Below are 16,601 nucleotides of genomic sequence, written 5' to 3'. Positions count from 1 at the left end.
GGATCGTCTCGGTCCAGACCGAAACACACGGACCCAGAGGAAAGAAGTAAGATATGCGAGCAGTATTTGGATTGGTACTTGTCTTGGGACTTGGGTTGGCCGGCTTTGCCGTCTACATGGTCCAGGGCTATTTTGAAGAGCAGGAACAGGCTCTCGCGCGTGAACGCGCGGCAGCCGCCCAGATCGTCGCGACGATCGAGGTGATCGCGGTGAACCGATCGGTCGCCTATGGAGAACAGCTGACGACGGACGACCTGAAGGTGGTGCGCTATGCCGAGGACTACCTTCCCGAAGGTGTGTTCACGAGCGCCGAGGACCTGTTTCCGCGCGGCACCGACGTGCCCCGGACGGTCCTTCGCCAGATGGAAGAGAACGAACCGGTTCTTGCCAGCAAGGTCAGCGAACCGGGCGCCCTGCCCGGCATCACCAGCCGGCTGGCACCGGGAATGCGGGCCTTCACGATCCCGGTCGATGTCGAATCGGGTGTGTCGGGCTTCCTGCGTCCGGGGGATCGGGTGGATGTCTACTGGTCCGGCCGCCTGAGCCTTGGCGAACAGTCGGGACAGGAGATCACGCGCCTGATCGAAACCGGTCTCGAGCTGATCGCGATCGACCAGAGTTCCGAAATCTCGTCGCAGCCCGCGCGCGTGGCGGAAACCGTGACGGTTCAGGTGTCGCCGCAGCAGGTCGCGAACCTGGCGCAGGCGCAGACGACGGGATCACTGATGCTGTCACTGGTCGGCCAGGGGGATGAGACGATTGCCACGGCGATCGAAGTCGATCAGCGCAGCCTTCTGGGCATCGCAGAAGAGGCCCGCGTGATCGAAGAGGTGGAGGCGCCGGAAGAGGTCTGCACCGTCCGCAACCGCCGCGGATCGGAAGTGGTCGAGACAGAGATCCCTTGCACGAACTAGGTCGACTGCTCGCAACTAGATGACCTGCTTCGTGGAAGAGGCGCGCCCTTGCGGCGCGCCTTTTTTCGTCAGGTCCGACTGTTGCCAGTTATCCACATCAACTCCCCCCGACAAGGCGTTGATTCTTGACCGGAAAGGATATTGCGGTCACGGTCGATCCAACGACGAGAAAAATCTCGCTGGTAGTCGTGATCGGAGAGGCAGGTCACAATGAAAATTGACAGATTTATGCAGGCGGCCCTAGTCGGGCTGTCTTTGGCATTGGCTCAGGCGCCGACGCCCATCCATGCAGAGGCACTTCGCGTTCAGCGTGGCGCTCCGTCATCTGCACTGCAGGTGCCGATGAACCGCGCGGTGGTCGTGGAAAGCGATACGCCATTCGCCGAACTATCCATTGCAAACCCGGGCATCGCGGACATTTCGTCCCTGTCGGATCGAAGCATCTACGTTCTGGGAAAAGAACCCGGACGCACGACACTCACGATCCTGGGGGCCGATGGCAGCCTGATCACCAATGTCGAGGTGCATGTCACCCCTGACATCGCGGAGTTCAAGGAACGGCTGGAACAGATCCTGCCGGGCGAGCCGATCGAGGTCCGCACCGCGAATAACGGGATTGTCCTGTCCGGAACCGTCAGTTCGATCGCGCGGCTTGATCGCGCGCTGGAACTGGCAGAGCGGTATGCGCCCGAGCGGGTTTCGAACCTGATGAGCGTGGGCGGCACACAGCAGGTGATGCTGAAGGTCCAGTTTGCGGAAATGCAGCGGACCGTCAGCCAGTCGCTGTCCAGTTCGCTCGCCCTTCAGGGCATCGGACTTGGCGGCGATCTTGGTATTTCGACCGGCACGAACACACTGAATACATCCGGTTCCGCGGATTCCGCCCTTGGCGGCAACATCCCGTCAATCAGCAATCAGAACGGAGCGATGCTGTTCGGGTTCAATGCGGGCGCGGTTCAGGTGGGTATACTGCTCGAAGCGCTGGAATCGCAAGGTATGGTCCGCACGCTGGCCGAGCCGAACCTCACCGCCCTGTCGGGTCAGGAGGCGAAGTTCCTCGCCGGTGGCGAATATCCGGTGCCCGTCAGCCAGGAAAACGGCACAATCACCGTTGAATACAAGCCGTTCGGTGTCGAGCTGAACTTCATCCCGCGGGTTGTCGACGGCGACGTGATCAACCTCGAGCTGGAAGCGGCGGTTTCGTCGATCGACCCGTCGAACGGCATCACGCAGGGCAACTTTACCGTCGACGCCTTCCGGCGCCGCGAAACCTCCACCACGGTGGAGATGCGCGACGGGGAAAGCTTTGCAATCGCCGGTCTTCTGTCCGACGATTTCCGCGATCTTTCGGGCCAGGTCCCGTGGCTGGGTGACATCCCGGTGCTGGGAGCGCTGTTCCGCTCTGCGGATTATGCGCGCCAACAGACCGAACTGGTGATCATCGTGACGCCACATCTGGTTACACCGACGCGGGGCGAGGTCTATGCCCTTCCGACGGACCGGGTGCGCCCACCGACCGAGCGGGACCTGTTCCTCTTTGGCCGGACATCGAACGATGTTGCGCCCACGACGGGCGGAGCAGGTGAAGTTGCACGTCAGGACTTCAGCGGGTCCTACGGCTACGTGCTCGACTGAGGAAAGGGCGGGCTATGAAATATCTGGCACTCTCACTGGCGTCGGCGATGGTTCTTGGCGCCTGCACGGCAGACAATCCATCGGTCTCGTCCTTCTACCGCGAGGCCGGAGCCGACCCCAGCCAGGGCAATTTCGGCAGCGCCGTGAACCAGAACATCGCGATCAACAACGGCGACGAAAGTTACCGGATCAGCTTGGCGCGCAGGTTCGAGGCAGAAGTTCCGTCCACCGTAAATTTCGCTTTCAATTCCACGGCGTTGGACGAAATGGCCCGGGCGACCTTGCGCAGGCAGGCCGATTTCATCCGGCAATTCCCCGAAGTCCGGTTCAAGGTCTATGGCCACACCGACCTTGTCGGATCGTCGAGCTATAACCGGGGGCTTGGCCTGCGGCGTGCACAAGCGGTGGTGCTGTACCTGACAAGTCAGGGCATCAGCCGGTCGCGGCTTGAGGCGGTGGTGTCGTTTGGCGAAGAACAGCCCCTGATCGTGACCGAGGGTCGCGAACGCGCCAACCGCCGGACCGTGACCGAAGTGTCCGGCTTCGTCGAGGATCACCCCGCCGTGATGAACGGCAAATACGCGGAAGTCATCTTCCGTGAATACGTGGAAAGCGCGATCCCGGCACAGCAGATCGAAGGCATCCAAGGTTCGGAGCTTTCGACCGAAAACTAGGGTCGCGGCCCAAAAACAATTCGAAACGGGCGGCGAGGGCAACCTCTGCCGCCCTTTTCAACAACAAGGACGATCTCAGGTTATCGTCCCGGCTTACCCAACAATTACATTTTTTCGGCCCCAATCTGGTCACGATCTTCGGCGAGATTGTCTGCACTGGGACACGTTCGATCCGAGTCTGTCGGTATCGTTCCGGGGGTAGCCCCGTCCTTGAGGTGGAATAAGGATTCGAGGCCATGAGTACGAGCGCAGCGTTGCAACCTGAACCGCAACCGATAATTGCCTGCACGATCAGCAGGGACGTTCAGATCTTCGATCTGTTGATCGAAGACATGGAAAGTGCTCTCGGTGAGAACTGGGGTGATCTGAGCTTCAACGACGCTCTCGCCTTTCTCGAACAACCCGAAGCCTCGGAACTGCAATTCGTGGCAATCGCGCTGGACTCCGAGGATGAGGACGATCTCTCGTTGATTGTCGATATCATCGCGGCGGCCAAGGCCAAGTCCGTCAAGGTAATCCTGATCGCCGAGGACCTGACACCCGCCTCGCTGCACCAGCTGCTCCGCGAGGGCGGCGACGAATTCGTGCCCTACCCGCTCCCCGAGGGAGAATTGCGCGAGGCCATCCAGCGCGTTCAGAACACCCCGACCCACGATCCGGTCGCACCGGAGATGCGCAACACGCTCTCGGCGACCGAAGATCGGTCGGGCGTCGTCATCCCCGTCCATGGCATGGCCGGCGGCACGGGCGCGACAACACTGGCGGTCAACCTCGCCTGGGAACTGGCGAACGTGGACCCGGAACTGGCGCCCCGTGTCTGCCTTCTGGACCTTGACCTGCAATTCGGAACGGTCGCCACCTACCTCGACCTTCCGCGTCGCGAGGCGGTTCTGGAGCTGCTGACCGACACCGAGGCGATGGACAGCGAAGCGTTCATGCAGGCGCTCTTGTCCTATGAACAAAAGCTGCACGTCCTGACCTCCCCCACCGACATGATCCCTCTCGATCTGCTGGGACCGGCCGATATCGAACGGCTGATCGAAATGGCGCGGATCAATTTCGACTATGTGGTGATCGACCTGCCCGCGACGATGGTCGAATGGTCCGAAACCGTTCTGTCGGCGGCGCATGTCTATTTCGCGACGCTCGAACTGGACATGCGGTCGGCGCAAAACACGCTCCGGCTCAAGCGCGCGCTGCAATCCGAGGAACTGCCGTTCGAAAAGCTGCGCTTTGCGCTGAACAGGGCACCCGGGTTCACCGACCTGAACGGCAAGAGCCGGGTCAAGCGGCTGGCGGAATCGCTGGGGATCTCGATCGAGCTTCTCTTGCCTGACGGCGGCAAGCCCGTGTCGCAGAACGCAGATCACGGCGTGCCGATGGCCGAGGGCATCCCCAAGAACGCGCTTCGCAAGGAAATCGCGAAACTGGCGAAGTCCGTCCATGACGTCAACGTTGCGGAGACCGCGAAAGCGGGAGGGTAACCCGACATGTTCTCAAAGTTCAAAAAGCCTGATGCAGCGCCTGCAGCGGCGGCACCGGCTCCGGGGCTGAACGTCGCCTCGCGGGGGCCAGCCGCATCCGTGACCCCGATCACCGAAACACCGGCGGCCGCCAAGAAGCCGCTGATGCAACCCAAGAAAAAGGCCGGCGAGGTCGCCCCCGTCGACAAGGAAAAGAAGCGCAAGGAAAAGCTGGGCGAGATCAAGCTCGACCTGCACCGCGCGCTTCTGGACAACCTCAATCTCAGCGCGCTTGACCAGGCCTCCGAACAGGACCTGCGGCAGGAGATCAATGCGATCGCCACCGAGACGCTCGAAGAGATGGGCGTCGTCCTGAACCGCGAAGAGCGGCAGACACTGAGCCAGGATCTTTATGACGAGGTCAGGGGCCTTGGCCCCCTCGAGACGCTTCTGAAGGACGAAACGGTCAACGACATTCTGGTCAACGGCCCGCAGCAGATCTTCGTGGAACGGTCGGGCAAGCTGGAACTGACGGATGTGACGTTCAAGGACGAACGTCACCTCTTGCGGATCATCGACAAGATCGTGTCCGCGGTTGGCCGGCGCGTCGATGAAAGCAACCCCTATGTCGACGCTCGTCTGGCCGACGGCTCGCGTTTCAACGCGATGGTCGGGCCGATCGCCGTGGACGGTTCGCTTGTCTCGATCCGGAAATTCAAGAAGGACAAGCTGGGCATCGACGACCTGGTCAAGTTCGGAGCCTTCACCGAGGAAATGGCCGCCTATCTTCAGGCCGCCGTCGCGACCCGGCTTAACGTCATCGTGTCAGGTGGTACGGGTTCGGGCAAGACGACCACGCTGAACGCCCTGTCCTCCTTCATCGACAATTCGGAACGCATCCTGACGATCGAGGATACGGCCGAACTTCAGCTTCAGCAGGTTCACGTGGGCCGGATGGAAAGCCGTCCGCCCAACGTCGAAGGCAAGGGCGAGGTCTCGCCCCGCGACTGTCTGAAGAACGCGCTGCGGATGCGGCCCGACCGGATCATCGTCGGCGAGACGCGCGGCGAAGAAGTCATCGACATGTTGCAGGCGATGAACACGGGCCACGACGGATCGATGACCACGATCCACGCCAACAGCCCGCGGGACGGCATCAGCCGTCTCGAGAACATGATCGCCATGGCGGGTATCGAGATGCCTCTCAAGGCGGTTCGCTCCCAGATCGCGGGTGCTGTGAACCTGATCGTACAGGCCTCCCGTCTGCAGGACGGCTCGCGGCGGATGACCTCGATCACCGAGATCACCGGCATGGAAGGCGACGTCATCTCGATGCAGGAGGTGTTCCGGTTCCAGCGCGTAGGCCTGACACCCGAAAACAAGATCATCGGACATTTCACGGCCACCGGCGTTCGGTCGCACTTTTCCGAGAGGTTCCGCCTTTGGGGCTATGATCTTCCGCCGACCATCTTTGAACCCTTCGCCGCGGAGTAGACGTCAATGGAACTGTCTGCAGAACCGATTATCTATGGCCTGATCTTCCTGGCCGTGCTGTTGCTGGTCGAGGGGATCTATCTCACCGTCTTTGGCAAATCCATCAGCCTCAACAGTCGTGTGAACCGCCGGCTGGAACTGCTCGAAAAGGGCGGTGGCCGGGAACAAGTGCTTGAACAGCTCCGCAAGGAGATGACGCAGCACATGAAATCGACCTCGATCCCGCTGTATTCCATCCTGGCGGGCAAGGCGCAAAAGGCCAACATCGCCTTTTCCCCGTCCCAGCTGGTCATCATCATGCTGGTACTTTCGGGCGTTGCCTTCATGGCGCTGACGCTGGGCACCGAGACCGAGGCACCGGTGCGGATTCTCGTATCACTCGCGATGGGGATCGGCTCGGTCTACCTGTGGGTCAACAACAAGGCCAAGAAGCGGACCACGATGATCGAGGAACAGCTTCCCGATGCGGTGGAACTCATGGTCCGAAGCCTTCGGGTCGGCCATCCGTTTGCCTCTGCGGTGGCGATCGTCGCGAAAGAAGTCCCCGATCCGCTGGGCACCGAAATGGGCATGATCGCCGACGAGGCGGCCTATGGTCGTGACATGGGCGAAGCGCTCAAGCACATGGCCGAACGGATCGACATGCAGGATTTGCGCTTTCTGGCGGTGGCGGTTGCCATCCAGCAGCAGGCCGGCGGCAACCTTGCAGAAATCCTCGATGGTCTGGCCAAGGTGATCCGCGCGCGGTTCAAGCTGTTCCGCCGGGTCAAGGCGATCACGGCGGAATCGAAGTGGTCGGGCATGTTCCTGTCGCTGTTCCCGCTGGTGGCGCTGGTCGCGATCAACGTGATCGAGCCCAACTATTATGACGACGTCAAGGAAGAGGCCGTCTTCGTGCCCGCCTGTATCGCCGTCGGTGTGTTTCTTGTGGCGAACATCTTCGTCATGCGGGCACTTGTGAATATCAAGGTCTGAGGTTCGAAATGGCTTTCATGGAAACGATCGAGACGATGCTGGTCGATATGCTGGGCCCATTCGGCCCGCTGATCGCCGTCGGCATGCTGGGCCTCATTCTTGTTCTCGTGACCTTGCCCGTCCTGCTGAAGAAACAGGAAGACCCGCTCGACAAGCTCAAGGCGTCGAACCGGACCAAGACCACGACCCCCGAAAAGGCCCAGCGCCTTCGGATGGGCGGCGGCAAGGACAAGCTCGAGAAATACTCCAACTTCCTCGAACCCCAGGACGTCGAGGCCTATACGGCCGTCCGGCTCAAGCTGTTGCAGGCAGGCTACCGGACCAAGAACGCCGTCCGGATCTATCATTTCATGCAGTTCGCGCTTGGTGTCGCGTTCCTGATCCTGGGTGTCATCTATGCGATCGTCCAGTCGGCGACGGGCGATCCGGAAACCCATATGCTGATCCTCTATTCGATCGGTCCGGGCGCAGTCGGCTACATGATCCCGAAATACTGGGTGACCCGCCGTCAGGCTGTGCGTCAGCAGGCGATCGAGGACGGCTTTCCCGACAGTCTCGACATGATGCTGGTCTGCGTCGAGGCGGGCCAGTCGCTGGACCAGTCGATCATCCGCGTGTCCAAGGAATTGCGGTCCGGATTCCCCGAACTGGCCGAGGAATATGAACTGGTCAGCAACGAGATGAAGGCAGGCAAGGACAAGACAGCTGTCCTGCGCGACATGTCCGAACGTTGCGGCGTGCCCGACGTGGCCAGTTTCGTGACCGTTCTGATCCAGTCACAGCAATTCGGCACATCGATCGCCGAGGCGCTGAGGGTCTATGCCAGCGAAATGCGCGACAAGCGGGTGATGCGGGCCGAAGAAAAGGCCAACAAGCTGCCGACGAAGATGACTCTGGCCACCATGATGTTGACGGTTCCGCCACTTCTGATCATTCTGATTGGGCCGTCGATCTTCGAGATTTCCACGGTTCTGGGCGGCGCGATGCCGTAATCGGGCCTGAACCGGCCCGCCACAAGAGGCTCCCGCCGAAAGGGGCCCGAGCATGAGGGGCCATGATCCGAGCAATCTCTGCCTGTGCCATGATGTTGGCATCTCTGGCCGCCTGTGACACGGGCGGCCTTGGCGCGTCGCCGGACGGGGTCTATGCCCCGGGCGTGGGCCGGGGCGAGGATGTGGACGGGCTCATCGTCGGGCACCGGCTGATGGAGGCCGGCGAATTCGAGCTGGCACTCGAGGCCTATATCCGGGCCGCAGGGGTTCAGGGGCTGAATGTGGACACCCTCTCTGCGCTCGGGTCTGCGAACCTCCGCCTCGGTCGACTGGGCCAGGCAGAGGCGCTGATGCGGCAGGCGGTCGAGGAAGATCCGGAATTCGTCCCGGCATGGAACAACCTCGGCGTGATCCTGATGGAACGCGGAAAAGTGGCCGAAGCGGCCGAAGTCTTCCGTCGCGCATTTGCCACGGACAACGGCAATAGCGAGCAGATCCGCGACAACCTCGCACTTGCACTCGCAAAACTTGAAAACCCGGGCTATGCTCCTGAGCAAGAGAACGCACAGTTCCAGCTGGTTCGCCGTGGAGCAGGAGATTTCCTGATCGTGACGGACCTGTAAGACGAGGCAAGAGCAGGTAAAGGACGCAGGCAATGCGCCAGATCATCAGGATTATTGTCCCGTTTGCGGGACTTGTGGCCCTTGCGGCATGTGAACAAACGGGCGATGCACAGGTCCAGCGCGCGATGCAGGACGTCAACGTCATCGACGAAAGCAATCTCAACGACGTGATGCTGACTGTCGCCGATCCGGACGAAGCGGTCATTTACTTCCAACGCGCGAGCCAGGCCGATCCGAACCGGATCGACCATTTGCGCGGGCTGGGCCTGTCGCTTGTCCGGGCTGACCGGGCGCAGGAATCGGTCAGTGTCTGGCGCAGCGTCGTCGCTCATCCCGACGCCACCAACGAAGACAGTGTCGAACTCGCCGATGCGCTCGTCCGGTCGAACGACTGGGACGAGGCCGAACTGGTCCTGGATGACATCCCCCCAACGCACGAGACGTTCAAACGCTACCGCCTCGAGGCGATGATCGCCGACAGCAACGAGGAATGGGACCGCGCCGACAGTTTCTACGAAACCGCCGTCGGCCTGACGACGACACCCGCGGGCGTTCTGAACAACTGGGGGTTTTCCAAGCTGACCCGCGGCGATTTCGACGATGCCGAGCGCCTGTTCGGCGATGCGCTTCGCCACGACCCGCGGATGTTCACCGCCAAGAACAACCTCGTTCTGGCCCGGGGCGCACAGCGCAACTATGATCTGCCGGTCATCCAGATGACCCAGATCGAACGGGCGCAGCTTCTGTATACGCTGGCGCTGACGGCGATCAAACAGAACGACGTGATCATCGGCCAGGGCCTTCTGAGAGAAGCAATAGACACCCATCCGCAGCATTTCGAAGAGGCTGTGCGGGCGCTTCGGGCGCTAGAAGACAACGTGACGAACTGATCCATGGGAACCTCGGCCTACGCCGCGGCATGGTTTCTGCCGGCCGTTGTCCCGATCTGCCTGTTCGTGGCCTGGTATGACCTTCGAAAGATGAAGATCCTCAACAAGGCGAACCTCGCCTTGTTGATCGCCTATGCGGTTCTGGGGCTGATCGCCCTGCCCTTCGCCGATTACCTCTGGCGGTATCTCCACCTCGTGGTGGCGCTGATCGTGGGGATCATTCTGAATGTCGGGCGCATCCTCGGGGCGGGCGACGCAAAGTTTATCGCAGCCGCGGCGCCCTTTGTCGCGCTGTCGGACCTGAGCCTCGTCGCGATGCTGCTGGCCGCCTGCCTGCTGATCGGACTGGGCCTGCACCGGCTGGCCGCAAAGACACCGATCCGCAGACTGGCGCCCGATTGGAAAAGCTGGACCGAACGGGGCAGATTTCCCATGGGCTTTCCCCTCGGATTCACGATGATCCTCTATCTGGTGCTGGCGCTTCAGGCCGGCTGATACGCCGTACAACGGCACCAGAGCCTCCATCAATTCGCCACAAAGATTGCCGTTAATCACGACCGGAGCCGTGTGTCCAGGACACGGAATATCAGGCAGCGATGGGCAGTCACATGAACATGCAAGTAGCCGGCGTTGTTGCGCCACCCGCACCCAAGACCATTGAAGGTATGCTCCTTCCGCAGGTCATGATGCGCGACATCCTCCTCAAGACGATGTTTCGCAAGAACCTGAGCGTCGTGACCGAAATCGCCCTCGCGATCTGTCTGCCGGTGCCCGTCACACAGGAACTGGTCGATCTGGCGAGGGGTCAGAAACTACTGGAAGCGATGGGGTCGCTTCGGGCCGGCACCAACGGCGAGATGGGCTATCAGCTCACCGACAGCGGCAAGGCCCGCGCGCTCGATGCGCTGGCGCAGTCAGAGTATTTCGGGCCGATGCCCGTGCCTCTCGAGGTCTATAGCGAACAGGTCAAACGGCAGTCGATCCGCAACCTCCAAGTCACGCGTGACCGTCTGTTATCGGCGATGGGTCACCTGATCCTGCCGGACGACCTTATCGATCATCTGGGCCCTGCGGTCAGCGCGGGCCGGTCGATCCTGATGTATGGCCCGCCCGGCAACGGTAAATCCTCGATCTCCAACGGCATTCGTGATGCCCTCGGCGACAAGATCTATATCCCGCGCGCGATCGAATATGCGGGCCAGGTGATTACAGTCTATGATCCGATCGTGCATTCCTCCGCTGAACAGGAGGTCGAGGATCCCAACTCGCTCCGGCGGACGACAGGCCGCTTCGACAGCCGCTATGTCCGCTGCGAACGGCCCACCGTTGTCACGGGCGGTGAATTGTCGCTCGACATGCTGGACCTCGTCTACAACCCCACGGCGCGGACATATCAGGCACCGCTTCAGCTGAAATCGACCGGCGGCATCTTCATCGTCGACGACCTCGGCCGCCAGAAAGAGCCGCCGCAGTCGATCGTCAACCGCTGGATCGTTCCCCTCGAGGAAAGCCGCGACATCCTCGCCCTGCAATCGGGCGAGAAATTCGAGGTTCCCTTCGACACGCTGGTGATCTTTTCCACGAACTTCCATCCCAACGAGATCTTCGACCGTGCGGCATTGCGTCGGATCTTCTTCAAGATCAAGGTCGACGGGCCGAACCAGGAAGATTTCCTCAAGATTTTCGCAATGATCGCCCGGAAGAAGAAGATGCCACTCGACGAGGATGCGCTGATCTACTTGCTGCAGGAGAAGTATCCGACGATCGACAACGAATATGCGAACTACCAGCCGGTCTTCCTGATCGACCAGATGATTTCGATCTGCGAATTCGAAGGCATCCCCTACCAGATGTCGCCCGAACTGATCGAGCGGGCCTGGGCCAACATGTTCGTCCGCGAAGAGGCGATCATCCACTAGCCCCGGGGCGCACAACAAAATTCGCGAATTTTGTTCGCCCCCTCGGCGGGGCTTGACGCCGCGCGGTCAGGTGCCACCTTTGGCTCATGAACGCCCTGCCCCGCCCCTTTGCCGACTGGTTCGATACGCGCGGCTGGCAGATACATCCGCATCAACAGGAGATGCTGTCGCGCGCGTCCGAAAGCACGTTGCTGCTGATCGCCCCGACGGGGGGCGGCAAGACGCTGGCCGGCTTTCTGCCCTCGCTGGTCGAACTGGCGGACGGCGCGCACAAAGGGCTGCACACGCTCTACGTCTCCCCGCTCAAGGCGCTGGCAAGCGACATCAAACGCAACCTGCGCACCCCGGTCGACGAGATGGGTCTGCCGATCCGGATCGAGGATCGCACCGGCGATACGTCCTATACAACGAAACGCCGCCAACGCGCAGACCCGCCGCATATCCTGCTGACCACGCCCGAGAGCCTTGCGCTTCTGACAAGCTATGAGGATGCACCGCGCATCTTTGCCGGGCTGAGCCGCGTCATCATCGACGAGATCCACGCGCTCGAGGACTCCAAGCGGGGCGATCAACTGATGCTGGCTCTGTCGCGGCTCGAGACGCTCGCGCCGGGGCTGCGCCGGGTGGGCCTGTCGGCCACGGTCGAAGACCCCGGACGCATCGCCCATGCGCTGGCGCGCCAGCCCGATCCCTGCCGCATCCTCACGGCCGATCCGGGGCCCGAGCCCGACATCTCGATGCTGGTCACCGAGGAAAAGCCGCCGTGGTCGGGCGGCGGGGCGGCCTATGCGATCCCGGCCGTGCTGGATCTTGTCAAGCAGCACCGCACGACGCTCATCTTTCACAACACGCGGGCACAGGCCGAGATCTTCTTTCACAACCTTTGGCTTGCCAATGACGACAGCTTGCCGATCGGCATTCATCATGGATCGCTCGACCGGCAGCAACGCGAGGCCGTGGAAGCCGCCATGGTGCGCGGTGATCTGCGGGCGATCGTCTGCACCGGATCGCTCGATCTTGGCATCGACTGGGGTGACGTGGACCTTGTCATCCAGATCGGGGCGCCCAAGAACGTCAAACGTCTGATCCAGAGGATCGGGCGGGCCAATCACCGATACAACGCGCCGTCCAAGGCGGTGCTTGTCCCCGCCAACCGGTTCGAGATCGTCGAATGCGTGGCCGCGCTGGACGCGGCGAAGGCCGGTGATCTGGATGGCGACCCCAAGGGTCCCGGGCCGCGCGACGTGCTGTGCCAGCATATCCTGATTTGCGCCTGCGCCGGCCCCTTCGACGCGGAGGCGCTGTTCCGTGAGGTCAGGACCGTGGGTGCCTTCGCCGGGCTGAGCCGGGCGGCATTCGACGACTGCCTCGATTTCTGCGCGACGGGCGGCTACGCGCTCAGGGCCTATGACAAGTGGCAGCGCCTGAAACAGGTGGATGGGCTGTGGCAACTTCGCGATCCGCGGTCGGCCCAACGGATCCGCATGAACATCGGCACGATCCAGGATACCGACACGCTCAAGGTCCGCTACCGCGGCTCGTTCAAGCCGCTCGGCGAGGTGGAGGAGGCCTTTGCCGCCACGCTGACACCGGGCGACACATTCCTGATCGGCGGACAGGTCGTGCGCTATGAGGGGCTCCGCGAGATGACGGTCGAGGTGTCACGGCGCGCCGATCGCAAGCCGAAGATCGCGACCTTCATGGGCACGAAATTCGCGACCTCGACGCAGCTTTCGGCTCGGATCCTCGAGATGTTTCGCCAAGACAGCTGGCCGGACCTGCCCGGCCATACGCAGGATTGGCTGACGCTTCAGCGCGAGGTGTCAAAGCTGCCCGAGGCCAACCGCATCCTGTTCGAGAGTTTCATCTATGACGGGCGGCCGCACAGCTGCATCTATGGCTTTGCCGGACGAAACGCGCAGCAGACGCTTGGGCTTCTCCTGACACAAAGGATGGAGGCGGAGGGCACCGCGCCGCTGGGCTTTGTCTCGACCGATTACGCGACCCTCATCTGGAGCGTAGAGCCTGTCACGGACCCGGTGCCGCTGTTCGACCCCGACCAGCTGCGCGAGAATTTCGACACATGGCTCAGGGGCAACGCGGTGATGAAACGCACCTTCCGCGCCTCGGCCACGATCGCCGGGCTGATCGAGAGGCGGACGCCCCAATCCAAGAAGACCGGCAAGCAGGCGACATTCTCTTCCGACATACTCTTTGACACCTTGTCGAAATACGATCCCGACCACCTGATGCTGCGCATCACGAGGGAAGAGGCGCTGCGCGGACTGGTCGATTTCGGTCGGATCGAAGAGATGCTGTCGCGAACGGGCGGGCATATCGACCATGTGAAAACCGCGCGCTTGACGCCACTTGCCGCGCCGCTTCTGCTGGAGGCCGGGCGGGTTCCCTTCGCGGGCGAAGGGCGGGAACGACTGTTGGAGGCCGCCGCCGAACGCGCGATCACCGAGGCCGGCCTTGCTCCTTGACCCCCTTTGCAATTGTCGCGCAGGGGATTAGGAACAGATCATGAACGCGTCGACCATTCCCCTGTGTGACATCCCCCTGATGGCGCGGCCCGCCGGCACCCTCTGGCAGCCGGGCGCACGCGCGCTTTGTGTGTCCGACCTGCATCTGGGCAAGTCCGACAGGCTAGCACGAGCGGGCGGTGCCCTCCTGCCGCCCTATGAGAACCTTGAGACGCTGAGCCGCCTCTCGGACGAGGTCGAGGCGACCCAACCCGAGATCGTGATCTGCCTGGGCGACAGTTTCGACGACATGGACGGCGCCACGTCGCTGGACGACGACTGCCGCGACCTGTTGTTGCGCATGCAGGCGGGTCGCCGCTGGATCTGGATCGAGGGCAATCACGATCCGGGGCCGATCTCGGTGGGCGGTGAGCATCTGGGCTCGGTCTCGTTCGAAGGGCTTACCTACCGGCACATCGCGGAACCGGGCGCCGTCGGAGAAATCTCGGGCCATTTTCATCCGAAATTGGCCGTGCCCGGCGGTGGCGTGGCGCGGCGCTGTTTCGTCTGGGACGGGCGGCGCTGCATCCTGCCGGCATTCGGGGCCTATACCGGGGGGCTGTCGGCGCTCTCGCCGCCGATCAGGACTTTGTTCGGAACAGAGGCCTTTGCCGTGCTGACAGGCCGGCGCCCACTAAAGGTTCCGCTGATTTCTGACGGCCATCGACGATCCAGCCGGCCTCGACAAGGTTCGGCCTATAGGTCCGGCTGACGGGCACGCGACTATCGTCGCTCAGCACGACGAATTCCCGGCCACCCTCTTTTTCGACGCTTCGGATCGCCTGCGATGCGACCCAGTGAGACCGATGAACGCAAATCCCCTCGAGCCCGTCCATCTCGTCGACGGCGTCGGCAAAGCGGATCAGGATGCGCTGTGTCTTGCCGGTGGTCAGATAGACCTCGACGTAATGGTCGTCGACCGTGAGCCGCAGGACCTGTTCGGGGCAGACCGAACCTTCGAGCCTGCGCAGAAAACGCGGGCGTTCGTCGATCTTGTCCTCGGTGGGCCCGGCTTCCATGTTAAGAAGATGGCGCACTATGACGACGGCCGAGGCGACGATCAGGATCAGGAGATATGTATCGGAAAACGTCAGGGCTGGCTCGGACTGCCCCCCTCTCAAGACTGCCAGCACCAGCGAAGGCATCGGGGCAAAGATCGTGCTGAACAGGACAATGACCAATCCGTCGCGCGAGAACTGGTGCTGTCGCGGCGCCATTGTCTTGACCGTTGCCCGGACGAGGTAGCTGAAGATCAGGGAAATCGCGAGCAGGATCGGCCAATACAGCAGCCGTTCCGAAACGGACATGTATTCAAAGGTTCCGAAGGGTCCGGCAACAACAAAAATCGCAGACGCGACAAACCAGATCGACCAGGTTGTCGCGGTAAAACATTCCGCACAGAACGTCCGGATCGAGTCTTCCACCGTCTTTCGCACCGAGACCCCGCAAACTCTTTCAGCAACTTTCGATAGCGCGAGCTTGTTAACACCGGAACGGACTGAGGGGCTAAGATTCTTCCAATGATCACGGGAAGGTGAGGTAATTGTTGCGCATTCGCACAAATTCAGGGCGTGAGACCGACCGGTTCGGGCAGGCCATTTGCGCGCGTAGTCGCGGTCAGCGTATTCGCCAGAAGACAGGCAATCGTCATTGGCCCGACACCGCCGGGCACGGGCGTGATGGCGCCTGCCACCTCGGCGCAGCTGTCGAAATGGCAATCACCGACGAGGCGGGTCTTGGGCGTCTCATCCTCTTTCAAACCGTCATCGATGCGGTTGATGCCCACGTCGATCACCGTGGCGCCGGGCTTGATCCAGTCTCCGGTCACCATTTCGGGCCGGCCCACGGCGGCCACGACGATATCGGCGCGGCGTGTCACATCCTCGATGTCGCGGGTGCGGGAATGGGCGATCGTCACGGTGCAGCTGTCGTTCAGCAAAAGCTGCGCCATAGGCTTGCCCACGATGTTGGACCGGCCCACCACGACCGCATTCAACCCCGAAAGCGATCCGTGATGATCGCGCAGCATCATGAGACAGCCCAAGGGCGTGCAAGGGACCATGGCCTTTTGCCCCGTTCCCAGCAGGCCCACATTGGAAATATGAAAGCCGTCGACATCCTTGGCCGGATCGATCGCGTTGATCACGAGATCGGAATCGATATGACCCGGCAAGGGCAGCTGCACGAGGATGCCGTTGACTGCCGGATCGGCGTTAAGCTGGCCGACCAGCGTCAGAAGCGCCTCTTCTGACGTGTCGGCAGGAAGTTTGTGTTCAAAGGACTTCATGCCCACTTCGACCGTCTGCTTGCCCTTTGACCGGACATAGACCTGGCTTGCCGGGTCTTCGCCGACCAGAACGACGGCGAGGCCCGGGGTGATCCCGTGATCGGCCTTCAGCGAGCCGACATGCGCGCCGATCTCGGTCCGAAGGCGGGCGGCGAAGGCTTTGCCATCGATACGCGTGGCGGTCATGGTCGTCTCCTTGTCTTGTCGGTA

Annotated in this window: 14 protein-coding genes and 1 pseudogene; 13 read left to right on the top strand and 2 right to left on the bottom strand. The window is 61.8% G+C overall.

Translation table 11 applies throughout. The features are described 5' to 3' along the window. Nucleotides 1-53 precede the first annotated feature (53 nt). The 13 genes from cpaB (at nt 54) to pdeM (ending at nt 14,816) form a co-directional block, all read left to right on the top strand. Nucleotides 54-914 (top strand): Flp pilus assembly protein CpaB, encoded by an 861-nt coding sequence (gene cpaB, locus EP376_RS13550; protein WP_127656132.1) that lies wholly within the window; start codon nt 54-56, stop codon nt 912-914. A gap of 210 nt (nt 915-1,124) precedes the next feature. Beyond that, the gene (locus EP376_RS13545) at nt 1,125-2,549 is read left to right on the top strand and encodes a type II and III secretion system protein family protein (protein WP_127656131.1); all 1,425 of its coding nucleotides are present in this window, start codon (nt 1,125-1,127) and stop codon (nt 2,547-2,549) included. 14 nt (nt 2,550-2,563) lie between these two features. Further along, complete coding sequence (locus EP376_RS13540; RefSeq protein WP_127656130.1) at nt 2,564-3,223, top strand: OmpA family protein; 660 nt, start codon at nt 2,564-2,566, stop codon at nt 3,221-3,223. 236 nt (nt 3,224-3,459) lie between these two features. Beyond that, nucleotides 3,460-4,707, top strand: coding sequence for a CpaE/TadZ family protein (locus tag EP376_RS13535; protein ID WP_127656129.1), 1,248 nt, complete (start codon nt 3,460-3,462; stop codon nt 4,705-4,707). A gap of 6 nt (nt 4,708-4,713) precedes the next feature. After that, nucleotides 4,714-6,180, top strand: coding sequence for a TadA family conjugal transfer-associated ATPase (locus EP376_RS13530; protein WP_127656128.1), 1,467 nt, complete (start codon nt 4,714-4,716; stop codon nt 6,178-6,180). 6 nt (nt 6,181-6,186) lie between these two features. Then, nucleotides 6,187-7,155, top strand: coding sequence for a type II secretion system F family protein (locus tag EP376_RS13525; protein WP_127656127.1), 969 nt, complete (start codon nt 6,187-6,189; stop codon nt 7,153-7,155). Between the two features lie 8 nt (nt 7,156-7,163). Next, nucleotides 7,164-8,147, top strand: coding sequence for a type II secretion system F family protein (locus EP376_RS13520; RefSeq protein WP_127656126.1), 984 nt, complete (start codon nt 7,164-7,166; stop codon nt 8,145-8,147). Nucleotides 8,148-8,209: 62 nt separating this feature from the next. After that, nucleotides 8,210-8,770: a tetratricopeptide repeat protein gene (locus tag EP376_RS13515; RefSeq protein WP_238928843.1), complete on the top strand. Its 561-nt coding sequence runs from the start codon at nt 8,210-8,212 to the stop codon at nt 8,768-8,770. A 32-nt stretch (nt 8,771-8,802) separates the two neighbouring features. After that, nucleotides 8,803-9,660, top strand: coding sequence for a tetratricopeptide repeat protein (locus EP376_RS13510; RefSeq protein WP_127656125.1), 858 nt, complete (start codon nt 8,803-8,805; stop codon nt 9,658-9,660). 3 nt (nt 9,661-9,663) lie between these two features. Continuing rightward, nucleotides 9,664-10,155: a prepilin peptidase gene (locus tag EP376_RS13505; protein WP_127656124.1), complete on the top strand. Its 492-nt coding sequence runs from the start codon at nt 9,664-9,666 to the stop codon at nt 10,153-10,155. Nucleotides 10,156-10,268: 113 nt separating this feature from the next. Beyond that, nucleotides 10,269-11,579, top strand: coding sequence for an ATPase (locus EP376_RS13500; protein ID WP_127656123.1), 1,311 nt, complete (start codon nt 10,269-10,271; stop codon nt 11,577-11,579). An 86-nt stretch (nt 11,580-11,665) separates the two neighbouring features. Beyond that, on the top strand, nt 11,666-14,065 hold the full coding sequence (locus EP376_RS13495) for a ligase-associated DNA damage response DEXH box helicase (protein ID WP_127656122.1): 2,400 nt from the start codon (nt 11,666-11,668) through the stop codon (nt 14,063-14,065). A 40-nt stretch (nt 14,066-14,105) separates the two neighbouring features. Further along, entirely contained in the window at nt 14,106-14,816 is a 711-nt protein-coding gene (pdeM, locus tag EP376_RS13490; RefSeq protein WP_127656121.1) for a ligase-associated DNA damage response endonuclease PdeM, read from the top strand. 25 nt (nt 14,817-14,841) lie between these two features. On the opposite strand, the pseudogene EP376_RS23320 reads toward pdeM, so the two are convergent. Both EP376_RS23320 and folD read right to left on the bottom strand, forming a co-directional pair. Further along, nucleotides 14,842-15,123: pseudogene (locus EP376_RS23320) on the bottom strand (LytTR family DNA-binding domain-containing protein); the annotation flags it as partial. 545 nt (nt 15,124-15,668) lie between these two features. Next, the gene (gene folD, locus EP376_RS13480) at nt 15,669-16,577 is read right to left on the bottom strand and encodes a bifunctional methylenetetrahydrofolate dehydrogenase/methenyltetrahydrofolate cyclohydrolase FolD (protein ID WP_127656119.1); all 909 of its coding nucleotides are present in this window, start codon (nt 16,575-16,577) and stop codon (nt 15,669-15,671) included. Nucleotides 16,578-16,601: the final 24 nt, after the last annotated feature.

The organism is Alexandriicola marinus (assembly GCF_004000435.1).
GTDB classification, from domain to species: Bacteria; Pseudomonadota; Alphaproteobacteria; order Rhodobacterales; family Rhodobacteraceae; genus Alexandriicola; species Alexandriicola marinus.
This window is presented reverse-complemented; position numbering and strand designations above follow the sequence as displayed.

Bases quoted from the DNA above. Each gene is read 5' to 3' on its own strand.
- EP376_RS13545 (WP_127656131.1), top strand. From the start codon at position 1,125: ATGAAAATTGACAGATTTATGCAGGCGGCCCTAGTCGGGCTGTCTTTG.
- EP376_RS13510 (WP_127656125.1), top strand. From the start codon at position 8,803: ATGCGCCAGATCATCAGGATTATTGTCCCGTTTGCGGGACTTGTGGCC.
- EP376_RS13530 (WP_127656128.1), top strand. From the start codon at position 4,714: ATGTTCTCAAAGTTCAAAAAGCCTGATGCAGCGCCTGCAGCGGCGGCA.
- pdeM (WP_127656121.1), top strand. From the start codon at position 14,106: ATGAACGCGTCGACCATTCCCCTGTGTGACATCCCCCTGATGGCGCGG.
- EP376_RS13500 (WP_127656123.1), top strand. From the start codon at position 10,269: ATGAACATGCAAGTAGCCGGCGTTGTTGCGCCACCCGCACCCAAGACC.
- EP376_RS13540 (WP_127656130.1), top strand. From the start codon at position 2,564: ATGAAATATCTGGCACTCTCACTGGCGTCGGCGATGGTTCTTGGCGCC.
- EP376_RS13505 (WP_127656124.1), top strand. From the start codon at position 9,664: ATGGGAACCTCGGCCTACGCCGCGGCATGGTTTCTGCCGGCCGTTGTC.
- EP376_RS13520 (WP_127656126.1), top strand. From the start codon at position 7,164: ATGGCTTTCATGGAAACGATCGAGACGATGCTGGTCGATATGCTGGGC.
- EP376_RS13515 (WP_238928843.1), top strand. From the start codon at position 8,210: ATGATCCGAGCAATCTCTGCCTGTGCCATGATGTTGGCATCTCTGGCC.
- EP376_RS13495 (WP_127656122.1), top strand. From the start codon at position 11,666: ATGAACGCCCTGCCCCGCCCCTTTGCCGACTGGTTCGATACGCGCGGC.
- EP376_RS13525 (WP_127656127.1), top strand. From the start codon at position 6,187: ATGGAACTGTCTGCAGAACCGATTATCTATGGCCTGATCTTCCTGGCC.
- cpaB (WP_127656132.1), top strand. From the start codon at position 54: ATGCGAGCAGTATTTGGATTGGTACTTGTCTTGGGACTTGGGTTGGCC.
- EP376_RS13535 (WP_127656129.1), top strand. From the start codon at position 3,460: ATGAGTACGAGCGCAGCGTTGCAACCTGAACCGCAACCGATAATTGCC.
- folD (WP_127656119.1), bottom strand. From the start codon at position 16,577: ATGACCGCCACGCGTATCGATGGCAAAGCCTTCGCCGCCCGCCTTCGG.